6 protein-coding genes are annotated in these 11,824 nt (G+C 66.3%); 1 reads left to right on the top strand and 5 read right to left on the bottom strand.

Going from position 1 to position 11,824, the window contains the following annotated elements:
- Positions 1–390: 390 nt before the first annotated feature.
- Genes CXZ05_RS10900 through CXZ05_RS10910 form a run of 3 tightly spaced genes read right to left on the bottom strand, consistent with a single transcriptional unit; the run spans position 391 to position 8,137 of the window.
- Positions 391–4,260: a 1,4-alpha-glucan branching enzyme gene (locus tag CXZ05_RS10900; protein ID WP_102972636.1), complete on the bottom strand. Its 3,870-nt coding sequence runs from the start codon at positions 4,258–4,260 to the stop codon at positions 391–393.
- Position 4,261: 1 nt separating this feature from the next.
- Positions 4,262–6,058 (bottom strand): maltose alpha-D-glucosyltransferase, encoded by a 1,797-nt coding sequence (gene treS / locus CXZ05_RS10905; protein ID WP_102972637.1) that lies wholly within the window; start codon positions 6,056–6,058, stop codon positions 4,262–4,264.
- 6 nt (positions 6,059–6,064) lie between these two features.
- Complete coding sequence (locus CXZ05_RS10910) at positions 6,065–8,137, bottom strand: alpha-1,4-glucan--maltose-1-phosphate maltosyltransferase (RefSeq protein ID WP_102972638.1); 2,073 nt, start codon at positions 8,135–8,137, stop codon at positions 6,065–6,067.
- Positions 8,138–8,268: 131 nt separating this feature from the next.
- Between CXZ05_RS10910 and glgP the strand changes: the two genes are divergently transcribed.
- Complete coding sequence (gene glgP, locus CXZ05_RS10915; protein ID WP_180987360.1) at positions 8,269–10,887, top strand: alpha-glucan family phosphorylase; 2,619 nt, start codon at positions 8,269–8,271, stop codon at positions 10,885–10,887.
- A 65-nt stretch (positions 10,888–10,952) separates the two neighbouring features.
- On the opposite strand, the gene CXZ05_RS10920 is transcribed toward glgP, so the two are convergent.
- On the bottom strand, positions 10,953–11,309 hold the full coding sequence (locus CXZ05_RS10920) for a barstar family protein (protein WP_102972640.1): 357 nt from the start codon (positions 11,307–11,309) through the stop codon (positions 10,953–10,955).
- 4 nt (positions 11,310–11,313) lie between these two features.
- Positions 11,314–11,811, bottom strand: a complete 498-nt coding sequence (locus CXZ05_RS10925; protein ID WP_102972641.1) for a ribonuclease domain-containing protein — start codon at positions 11,809–11,811, stop codon at positions 11,314–11,316.
- Positions 11,812–11,824: the final 13 nt, after the last annotated feature.

The following is an 11,824-nucleotide window of genomic DNA, read 5'->3' on the forward strand; positions in this document are numbered from 1 at the left end:
ATCAACAAACTTGGCACACTATTGAGTTCTCAAACAACAGACACACCCGGCACCACCCAAACCAACGTTCAGGATCGCTCCGGAGCAACTTTTCAAACTTACCCGCTCGCTTCATCCGAGTCAAATCGGCGGTTTCTATCCGGCCCAGCCTGTTGGCTTCCGGATCTCCTTGCCGACTCGCTCCGGGGAGCGGCGCGAAAATAAACTCTACCACTACCTAGGCGGAATGCCAACTGCGCCGGAGCAACGCGGAGGAGGGCCCGGAATCCCAAGGGACTCCGGGCCCTCCTCCTAGCGAAACAACCACCCAGGTGGCCGGCCTCCGCCGGGTCTTAGACGAGCGGTCCGCCAAGACCTACATGAGCGTTCCGGTGAGCGGCCCGTCGGGACTCAGGCTAGGGGCCCGCCGGGCAGAGCCGCCTTCCCCGTCCCATCCTTCGGTGCAGCACCCTTCGGGTCAGCAACTCCGGTCCCAGCAGACCGTGTCCCGGCGGCCCGTGTCTCAGCATCCGTGGGCCCGGCAAAGACGGATTCAGCCTCGGCAACTTTGGCCTTGGCTGCTGCCGCCGACGTGATCACGCTGGACCCAGCCGGCTTGAAGTACGCGGCGCCCAGCGGAGGCAGCGTAACCGTAAGAGTTGCCGGCTGGCCGTCGATGCCCTCGTCCTCTGCCGTCAGCGTGCCGCTGTTGAGGACGCCCGATCCGCCATAGTCCTGGGAGTCTGTGTTCAGGACCTCGGTCCAAGCTCCGGTCGAGGGCACGCCGAGGGCGAACTCCTTGTGCGGTCCGCCGGAGAAGTTGACGGCACAGACCAGCGGGTTGCCCTCGGTGTCCCAACGGACAAAGGTCAGCACGTTGCGGTCGGCATCTGCACCGTTGATCCACTGGAATCCGCCGGGCTCGTTGTCCCGGGAGTACAGGGCTGGCGTGGACTTGTACAGCTCGTTCAGTTCCTTGAGCAGCAGCTGAACGCCCCGGTGCGCCGGGATGTCAGCCAGCCACCAGTCGAGGCCGTGCTGTTCAGACCACTCGGCTTCCTGGCCGAATTCCGTGCCCATGAAGATCAGCTGCTTGCCCGGGTGTGCCCACTGGTAGCCGAGGAAGGCCCGGAGGTTGGCCAGCTGCTGCCAGCGGTCGCCCGGCATCTTGCGGAGCATGGACCCCTTGCCGTGGACGACCTCATCGTGGCTGATGGGCAGCAGGAAGTTCTCGGTGAAGGCATACACCAGGGAGAACGTGACCGTTCCGTGGTGCCACTTACGGTTGACCGGGTCCTCGGAGCTGTACTTGAGCGAGTCGTGCATCCAGCCCATGTTCCACTTAAGGCCGAAGCCTAGGCCCCCCTGGCTGGTGGGCGCGGTGACTCCGGGGAAGGCGGTAGATTCCTCCGCGATCATCACGGCGCCGGGGTGGGTTTTGTACACCGTGGCATTGGTCTCCTGAAGGAACGAGATGGCCTCCAGGTTTTCGCGGCCGCCGAAGCGGTTGGGCTGCCACTGCCCATCTTCCCGCGAGTAGTCCAGATACAGCATGGATGCGACGGCGTCCACGCGCAGGCCGTCAATGTGGAACTCATCGAGCCAGTACAGCGCGTTGGCCACGAGGAAGTTCCGGACCTCGGTGCGGCCGAAGTCGAAGATGAGGGTGCCCCAGTCCGGGTGCTCGCCAAGGTTGGGGTCAGCGTGTTCGTAGAGCGGCTGCCCGTCAAACTGCGCCAGGGCCCAGTTGTCCTTGGGGAAGTGGGCCGGCACCCAGTCCAGGATCACCCCAATGCCTGCCTGGTGGAGCGAGTCGACCAGGAACCGGAACTCATCGGGATGACCGAAACGGGACGTGGGCGCGTAGTAGGAGGTGACCTGGTAGCCCCAGGAGCCGCCGAAGGGGTGCTCGGCCACGGGCATGAACTCGACATGGCTGAACCCGAGCCACTTGACGTACTCGACGAGTTCCTTGGCCAGTTCACGGTAGTTCAGGCCCAGGCGCCAGGATCCAAGGTGGACCTCGTAGACGCTCATGGGCGAGTTGTGCGGATCCCGGGCGGCGCGTTCCTTCATCCAGTCCGCGTCCTGGAACCGGTAGTGGGACTCGACGACCCTCGACGCGGTGAGCGGCGGCACCTCGGTGCCGAAGGCCATCGGGTCGGCCTTCTCTACCCAGTAGCCGCCCTTGGTTTTGATTTCGTACTTGTAGCAGGCGCCGGCCGGGACACCCGGGATGAACAGTTCCCAGACACCCGAGGAGCCGAGGGACCGCAGCGAGTTTTCCCGCCCGTCCCAGGCGTTGAAATCGCCCTTGACCCGGACCGCTTCGGCATTGGGCGCCCACACGGCAAAGGACACGCCGTCAATGTCGCCCATCGACGACTTGTAGTGCTGCACGTGCGCGCCCAGCACGGTCCACAGCTTTTCGTGGCGTCCTTCGCCGATCAGGTGCAGATCCACTTCGCCCACGGTGGGAAGGTAGCGGTACGGATCGTCCAGGGTCACCGGCGCGGCGTCCTCGTACGTCACCTGAAGGCGGTAGTCCGGCACGTGGCCGTGCTGCAGCGGCTCCAGCACCGCCACCCAGACGCCGTCGGCCTCGTGGGTCATGGGCACAGTTCCGGCCTGGGTCACCACGTTGACCGCCTCCGCGAGGTGCTTGACCGTGCGGATGGTCACGTGACCGTAGTCGTCCAAATGGGCACCAAGCACCGAGTGCGGCGCGTGGTGTTCACCGGCCGCGACGCGTGAGAGCGTGTGCGCGTCCACGTGCAACGGCGCGTGGGGGCTGTCGGTGTGTGCAGAGCCTGTCATGTTCTTACCTTCCGCTGCTGCTCCGGCTGGTTCGCCGGAGCTTTTAGTGCTGAGGAGCCGCCTGGCCGCATTCACCGGAATGGCCAGCCAGCCCGGCCGGTTGCGCAACTCGTACACGACTTCGTAGAGCGCCTTGTCCAGCCACAATGCCACAAAGAGCGGCGAATTGCGGTCCACCGTTCCGGGAGTTACTTCCGCGTAGCCTGCCAGGAAAGCCTCGGTGCAGTCGTCCACCCAGGAGTCCGGGACATGGACGTCCGGCTGTTCCCTTTCGGCGGCGCCCGCCGCGTAGTCAAAGGAGCGCAGCATGCCCGTCACGTCCCGGAGCGGGACGTCGGGGAAGTTGCGCTCGGAGATGGGCCGGAGCGGCTCCCCCTCGAAGTCGAGGATGGCCCACCGGTCATGGCCGTCTTGGGCGCCGGGAACCTGGAGGATCTGGCCGAGGTGGAGGTCGCCGTGGATGCGCTGAAGCGCTCCGGCGGGGGTGCCTTCGAGCCGGCTGAGCAGGCTTTCCAGTCCTTCTTCGTAAGGCCCGACGGCGGGTCCCGCCTCCGCCCACATCTGACGCACGCGCTGGGCTACTCCGGGGGCAATATCCCCGCCCGGAACCGCTTCGGCTGAAACACCCAGCGTTTCGGCGAGCCTGCGGTGGACAGTGGCCGTTGCATGGCCAAGGGCATGCGCCTCGGCCGTGAAGTCCACTCCCCCGGCCGCCGCGTCAACGGCGAGGCGCCACGCGTCCCGGCCGCCGGCCAGGAATTCGTGGGCCACTGCCAGTTCGCCCTGGGCAGGGCCGCCCGATGCGGTCTCATCCTGGCGAAGTTGCCCCTGCGGGTACCACTCGCCGGTGACCCAGCCCAGCGTGGCGGGGACCTCCGGGGTGCGGGCCGCGGACAGCGCGGCGCCGACCTCCACCTCCGGGTTTCGTCCGGCCGAAAGCACTCGGAAGAACTTCACGATGGCCGCGGAGTCGCCGTCGTCCACTATCACCGACGTGTTGGACTGTTCGCCGGACAGGACACGGACCGTCCCGGAAGCCTGCGGCAACGGCTGGCCGCCCCCGGAAAGGTGGCCGCTGGCGGTGCCGGCGGCATCCTCCGTCCGGATCAAATCCAGCCATGCGGCAATGAAGGCGGGGTCGTGGACGGCGTCGTAGATCCAGCGGTGCCCAAGTTCGGGATTGTCGCTTTCACCGATCAGGGCCCTTTCGGCGCCCGGCAGCGGCTGGCTGCGGTAGCTGAGCGGGATCTGGACGACGTCGGTGCGGGAGACGCCGTCGGCCGTTTTGGACTCAACGGAGGCGAGGAACACCTCCAGGCCGGCCTGGCCGGTCGCATCGTCCAGGACCAGGCCGCCTGCCGGCGTCAGGGTGAAGTCCGGGGACTTCACCGGGAACCACCTCTGGGCCGGAAGCCAGTCGCGGAGCAGGTGTTCGAGTGTGGGTGTCAGTGTTGTTTGGATCATCTCATCCCTCAATCGACAGTATCGGCATCGCTTGCGTAAAGGGTGAAGCGGGGTTGGAGGCAGTCGCCCGCACGCGCAGCCAGAAGAAGTCATGGCTGCCCAGCGTCAGCGTCAGCTGGCCGTCGTCGTTGATGCCGGGGAACGGCTGGCCTCCGAAGACGTCCCGCAGGCCCCGGCCGGAAAAGTCCGGAAGCCTCAGGGTGGAGGACACCGGGTGCTGGGAAAGGTTGAAGACGCACAGGATGGATTCGGCCGGCTCTCCCGCAGCGTTGCCCTCCGGCAGTTCGCGGAGATAGGCCAGCACCACCTCGTGGTCGGCCTCCACATGCTTGAACGCCCCGAGCCCGAACGCCGGGTGGTTCTTCCGCACGCTGAGGATCTGCCGGGTCCAGCGCAGCAGCGATCCGGAATGGGCGGCCTCGGCCTCCACGTTCGCCATGGCGTAGTTGTAGACCAGCGACTGGATCACGGGGAGGTACAGCTTGCCAGGATCGGCGTTGGAGAAGCCGGCGTTGCGGTCGGGGTTCCACTGCATGGGGGTGCGGACGGCGTCACGGTCCTCGAGCCAGATGTTGTCACCCATGCCGATCTCATCGCCGTAGTACAGGAAGGGGCTGCCCGGCAGGGACAACAGCAGGGCGTTGATGAGCTCGATTTCCGCCCTGGAGTTGTCCAGCAGCGGCGCCAGTCTGCGCCGGATGCCGATGTTGGCCCGCATGCGCGGATCCGGCGCGTACCAGCCGAGCATGGCGGCCCGCTCATCGGCGGTGACCATTTCCAGCGTCAGCTCGTCGTGGTTGCGCAGGAATGTTCCCCACTGCGCACCTTCCGGGATGGCCGGGGTGTCGTACATCGTCTCGATGATGGGGGCGGCCTTCTGGTCACGCAGCGCGTAGTAAAGCCGCGGCATGATCGGGAAGTGGAAGGCCATGTGGCATTCCGGTTCCTCCTCGGTTCCGAAGTACTCCACCACCTCGTTGGGCGGCTGGTTGGCCTCGGCGATGATGACCCGGCCGGGGTAGCTCTCGTCCACCATCTTCCGCAGCTTGCGCAGGAACTCGTGCGTCGCCGGCAGGTTTTCGCAGTTGGTCCCCTCCTCCTCGAACAGGTACGGGATGGCGTCCGCCCGGAACCCGTCGATCCCCTGGTCCAGCCAGAACCGCACGACGTCGAACACGGCGTCGATGACCTTCGGGTTCTCGAAGTTCAGGTCGGGCTGGTGGCTGAAGAACCGGTGCCAGAAGAACTGCCGCCGGATGGGGTCGAAGGTCCAGTTGGATTCCTCCGTGTCCACGAAGATGATGCGCGCGTCCTGGTATTTCTCGTCGGTGTCGCTCCACACATAGAAGTCGCCGAAGGGACCGTCGGGGTCCTTCCTGGACTCCTGGAACCAGGGGTGCTGGTCCGAGGTGTGGTTCAGGGGGAGGTCGATGATGACCCGGACGCCTCGTGCATGCGCCTCGGCCACCAGCCGCTTGAAGTCGCTGATAGTGCCGAACTCGTCCAGGACGGAGTTGTAGTCCGAGATGTCATACCCGCCGTCCCGCAGGGGTGACTGGAAGAACGGCGGCAGCCACAGGCAGTCCACACCCAGCCACTGCAGGTAGTCCAGCTTCTCGATCAGCCCGTGGAAGTCGCCCGAACCATCGCCGTTGGCGTCCGCAAAGCCCCGGACCAGCACTTCATAGAACACCGCTTTCCGGTACCACAGCGGATCATGCTGCAAACCCGGTGCATTGAGCTCAAACGTGCTCTTGGGGGTGAAGTGTTGGGTGGAGCCCTGCGGACTGAAACTCACTGGCGGCTACCTCCGGATGCTCAGGATGTGTACAGGTTCAACATGTGCGTCCAGCCTCACGTAGTTGTACTCCCCCCATTCCCACGACTCGCCGGAGATGAGGTCATCGACCCAGAATCCGCCGTTCGGGGTGAGGTCGGCGGGGTCGAGCCCCAGCGCGGACAGATCCAGCTGCACCATGCCTTCCCTCGCACTGTGCGGGTCCACGTTGGCCACCACGATGATGGTGTCCCTCGTGCCGTCCGGGAGGGTCTTGTGCTTGGAGTAGACCACCGTGGCGTCGTCCGTGCACTGGTGCACGGTGAGGTTCTGCAGGTCACCCAGCGCGGGGTGGGCCCTGCGGATTTCGTTGAGCCTGGTCAGGTACGGCGCGAGGGTCCGGCCGGAGGCGGAGGCAGCGTCCCAGTCGCGGGCCTTGTACTCGAACTTCTCGTTGTCGATGTACTCCTCGGCACCGGGCCGGGCCACGTGCTCGTACAGTTCGTAGCCGGCGTAGACGCCCCACAGCGGGCTTGCGGTAGCTGCCAGGGCAGCCCGGATCTTGAACGCCGCCGGTCCGCCGTACTGCAGGTACTCGGTGAGGATGTCCGGGGTGTTGACGAAGAAGTTGGGCCGGAAGAAGGCCGCCGACTCGCGGCTCACGTGGTGGAAGTACTCCTCGAGTTCCACCTTCGTGTTGCGCCACGTGAAGTAGGTGTAGGACTGCTGGAAGCCTGCCCTGCCCAGCGCGTGCATCATGGCGGGGCGGGTGAAGGCCTCGGCCAGGAAGACGACGTCGGGGTCCTTCTTGTTCACCTTGCCGATGAGCCACTCCCAGAACCACACCGGCTTGGTGTGCGGGTTGTCCACGCGGAAGATCTTCACGCCGTGGCTGACCCACAGCTCGACGATCCGCAGGATTTCCTTGGACAGGCCCTCGGGGTCGTTGTCGAAGTTGAGCGGGAAGATGTCCTGGTACTTCTTCGGCGGATTCTCCGCGTAGGCGATGCTGCCGTCCACGCGGGTGGTGAACCATTCCGGGTGCTCGGTGACCCAGGGGTGGTCCGGGGCAGCCTGGAGTGCCAGGTCGAGTGCCACTTCCAGGTTGAGCTCATTCGCCCGCGCCACGAAGGCGTCGAAGTCCTCGAAGGTTCCGAGGTCGGGGTGGATGGCGTCGTGCCCGCCTTCCTTGGCGCCAATGGCCCACGGCGACCCGGGATCGTTCGGGCCGGCGATCAGCGTGTTGTTGGGGCCCTTGCGGTGCTGCACCCCGATCGGGTGGATCGGCGGCATGTAGATGACGTCGAAGCCCATGCCGGCCACGGCGTCCAGCCGGTTGGCGGCGGTCCGGAAATTGCCGGACGTCCAGGCGCCCGTGCCGGGGTCGCGCACGGCGCCCTCGGAGCGCGGGAAGAACTCGTACCAGGACCCGCGGCCTGCGCGGTCCCGCTCTACGAGCAGGGGAAACGGTTCGGAGACGGTGACAAGCTCACGGATCGGCTCGCGCTCAACCACGCCGGCGACGTCCCGGCTGAAACCTGCGGCCAGGCGATCCTCAGGTGAAAGGGAGGTGTCCGCGAGGACGGTGGCGGCGGAGCGCAGCGTCTGGCGGTCAGCGTCGTTGCGGGCGGGTTCCTCTGCTGCCTGCGACAGCAGCGCGGCCCCCTCCGCAAGCATCAGCTCGACGTCGATGCCCGCGTCCACCTTGACCTCGGCATTGTGGTGCCACGTGCCGTAGCGGTCGTGCCAGGCCTCGATGACGAACGACCAGTTCCCGGTGGATTCCGGGGTGAGCAGGCCTTCCCAGAGGTCGGTTCCCTTGCCGCGGTCACCGGCCGGCGGCTGGAGCCGGACCCGCTGGCGCTCGTTGCCCTTCGGGTCCAGGAGAACCGCACTGACGCCCAATTGGTCATGACCTTCGCGGAAGGACCGGGCGCTGACCACGATTCCTTCACCGGGCAGCGCCTTGGCCGGGAACTTCCCCCCTTCAACAACAGGCTGAACGTCCGTGATAGGGAAACGGCCAAACCGAAGGCCTTCCGTGACCGAAACTTTCGGCGTTTGCTTTGCTGGGGCACTGGTTCGCGTGTTAGTCGTCACAGGCTCGACGTTAGCGAGAAACGGGGCGAAATGCTAAGCCTGCGAACTTAAATACTGAAGCGATTCGTCATTTACCGGAAAGTAATCAAAAGCGGTTCCTGCCGTTCACCCAGTCGGTTAGTGTGACGCAGGTGAAGGCAATCCGCAGATTTACCGTCCGTACCGTTCTTCCCGAGCCGATCCGGCCACTGGCCCGGTTGGCGACCAACCTCCGCTGGTCCTGGCACCGGCCCACCCGGGAGCTGTTCGAAAGCCTGAACCCGCGTGTCTGGGCCCAATGCGGCAATGACCCGGTCAGCTTCCTGGGCCTGGTGGGGCGTGAGGAGATGCACCGGCTCGCGATAGACCAGGACGTGGTGGCCCGCGTCCAGGCGGCAGCAGCGGACCTGGACCGGTACCTGACGGAACCCCGCTGGTACCAGGGGCTGGGCAGCGACGCCCCCGCCTCAATCGCCTACTTCTCCCCCGAATTCGGCATCACCGAAGTCCTGCCGCAATATTCCGGCGGCCTCGGCATCCTCGCCGGCGACCACCTCAAGGCCGCCTCCGACCTCGGCGTGCCGCTAATCGGCGTCGGCCTGCTCTACCAGGCCGGCTACTTCAAGCAGTCACTCTCCCGGGACGCGTGGCAGCAGGAAACCTACCCGGTCATCGATCCCGACGGTCTGCCCCTGACGCTGCTGCGGGAGCCCGCCGCAGACGGGAACGGCAAGCCGCTGGAGATCTCACTGCCGCTGCCCAACGGGCGGCACCTTGGGGCACACATCTGGCGTGCCGACGTCGGACGTGTCCCCCTCCTGCTGCTGGACTCCAACGTTCCCGGAAACGACGACGCCGCCCGCAGCATCACCGACCGCCTGTATGGCGGCGGCGGCGACCACCGGCTGCAGCAGGAACTGCTGCTCGGCATGGGCGGGGTCAAGGCGCTGCGCGCCTACCAGAAGCTCACCGGCACGCCGGCACCCGAGGTGTTCCACACGAATGAGGGCCACGCGGGTTTCCTCGGCGTCGAACGGATCCAGGAACTGATGGCCGGCGAGCAGGCGCTCACCTTCGACGAGGCCCTCGCCGCCGGACGCTCGTCCACGGTGTTTACGACGCACACGCCCGTGCCGGCCGGCATCGACCGCTTTGAAGCCGCACAGATCCAGCACTTCTTCGAAGCAGGCCTGGCGCCGGACGTTCCCACGTCGCGGATCCTCGACCTGGGCCGGGAGAATTTCAGCGAGGGCAACCCCTTCGTCTTCAACATGGCCGTGATGGGCCTGCGCCTGGCACAGCGGGCCAACGGTGTTGCCAAGCTGCACGGCGAAGTCTCGCGCGGCATGTTCTCGGCGCTCTGGCCGGGATTCGACCACTCGGAGGTGCCCATCACCTCCGTAACCAACGGCGTGCACGTGCCCACCTGGGTTGATCCCCGAGTCGCGAAACTCGCCCGTGAGCGGTTCGGACCTGAAGCTGAGGTGTTGGGCCGCTGGGACCTCGCGTACAACGTTTCCGACGCCGAGGTGTGGGCGCTCCGGCGTGAGATGCGCGTTTCACTCGTGGAGGATGTGCGGCGCCGGCTGCGGGCTGCGTGGAAGAAGCGCGGTGCGGCCGATGCCGAGCTGGCGTGGACGGACTCGGTGCTGGACCCGGACGTCCTGACCATCGGTTTCGCCCGGCGTGTGCCCACCTACAAGCGGCTGACCCTCATGCTGCGGGACCCGGAGCGCCTGAAGGCCCTGCTGCTGCACAAGGAACATCCCATCCAGCTGGTCATCGCCGGCAAGTCCCACCCGGCGGACGACGCCGGCAAGAAGATGATCCAGGACCTGGTCCGCTTCACGGACGATCCCGCTGTCCGGCACCGCATCGTCTTCCTGCCCAACTACGACATCGCCATGGCCCGCACGCTGTTCCCGGGCTGCGACGTCTGGCTGAACAACCCGCTGCGGCCGCTCGAAGCCTGCGGCACCTCAGGCATGAAGGCCGCGATCAACGGGTCGCTGAACCTGTCCGTCCTGGACGGCTGGTGGGATGAAATGTACGACGGCGAAAACGGCTGGGCGATCCCCACCGCCAACAACGGCGCGTCCGCCGACGAGCGCGACGACATCGAGGCCGCGGCACTGTACGAGCTGCTCGAGACGCAGGTGGCGCCGCGGTTCTACGGCAACACCGTCTCCGAGGCCGCCGGGGCCGCAGGGCCGTCCGAGTCCGGCCACGAGAAGATCCCCACGCACTGGGTCTCCATGATCAAGCACACGCTGGCGCATCTCGGCCCGGCGGTCTCGGCCGAGCGGATGCTGCAGGACTACGTCAACGTCCTGTACCGGCCCGCCGCCGTGTCGGGACGCGAGGCGGTCGCAGGCTCCTACGCTCAGGCCAAGGCCTTGGCGGCATGGGTCGCCAAGGTCCGCGCCGCATGGCCACAGCTGCACGTGGAGCACGTGGACTCGCTGGGCGTCTCGGAGGACCCCCAGATCGGCGACACCCTCCAGGTCCACGCCTACGTTGGACTGCACAACCTGTCCCCGCAGGACGTGGCGGTGGAGGTGGCGTACGGGCAGGCAGCCGAAAGCGACGAACTGGCCAACGTGACCATGGTGGAACTGGAGGCCAAGGAGGAGCTCGGCAACGGACGCTATCTCTTCGCCGGGTCCATCGTGATCGACCGCTCCGGGTCCTTCGGCTACACCGTGCGGGTTCTCCCCAAGCACGACGCCCTCGCGTCCAAGGCCGAGCTGGGGCTGATCGTCAACGCGTAGTCCCCACCGTCTCCCTAGCCTCGCAAGCTCGGCCAAGGAACCCTGACGGCGTGGGCCCAGGTGGGCTACAGCAGCACTGCTATGACTGCGAGGTCTTTGCCGGCGTAGGTCTCGGCGTCCTGGAGGATTTCGCAGATGACGCCGAACGAGCGGTCGCCGCGGAAGGCTGCGGGGACCTCCCAGATCACCGTCAGGGGCTTCGCGCCGTCGTCGGAAATGGCGTCGGCGAAGTCATGCAGTGAGTCGTTGAGCGCATCGAGGTTCACGCCGAAGTGCTCCGGAAAATCCAGGGCCTCGCCGAAGGCAGCGAGCACGGACTTCTTGGAGTCGGCAGCAGGGACCAGCAGGCTCAGGCGGCCGGCGTCGGCCACCTGCTCCCGGAGTTCTTCCAGGGTCCAGGTGTCGCCGGAATAGATCTTCATGGTGCTATTTGCCTTCTGCTATGAACTTGAACGATTCGTAGTGGTCCGGCGTGTAGTACTTGTCGCCGGCCTGTCCTGCCACGATCCTGCGGGCTCCCCGGTCCGACTCGCCGGGCGTCGGCACCGTGTACTCCTTGTAGTATCCGCCGGCCTTGCGGGGCAGGATGCGCTCGAAGTTGCCGAACGCCACCCCGTCGCGGCTGTACGGGTAGGGGCCGCCCTGCCGGATCAGGGCGAGGGTCCGCCGTCCTTCGGCCGGCAACTGGGACTCCCGGATGGCCGGGAGGCCGGACACGTTCGGCCCGCCAGTGCCCTCGCCGGCCGACGGCGGCGCTGCGGCGGGTGCCGACGTCGTCGTTCCCTGCGGGCCTGCACTCTGCACTCCACTGGGCTGAACCCCACCGGGCGGCGTGCCGCCCGGTGCGATGAAAAGGTTGAAGACCGCGAGGGCAGCCACGGCAAGCCCCAGCAGCAGCGTTCCGATAGTCCAACGCCTGCGCATGCCCGTTCCCTCT

The organism is Arthrobacter sp. AFG20 (assembly GCF_002892795.1).
Classification (GTDB): Bacteria; Actinomycetota; Actinomycetes; order Actinomycetales; family Micrococcaceae; genus Arthrobacter.

Bases quoted from the DNA above. Each gene is read 5' to 3' on its own strand.
- CXZ05_RS10900 (WP_102972636.1), bottom strand. From the start codon at position 4,260: ATGATCCAAACAACACTGACACCCACACTCGAACACCTGCTCCGCGAC.
- CXZ05_RS10920 (WP_102972640.1), bottom strand. From the start codon at position 11,309: ATGAAGATCTATTCCGGCGACACCTGGACCCTGGAAGAACTCCGGGAG.
- CXZ05_RS10925 (WP_102972641.1), bottom strand. From the start codon at position 11,811: ATGCGCAGGCGTTGGACTATCGGAACGCTGCTGCTGGGGCTTGCCGTG.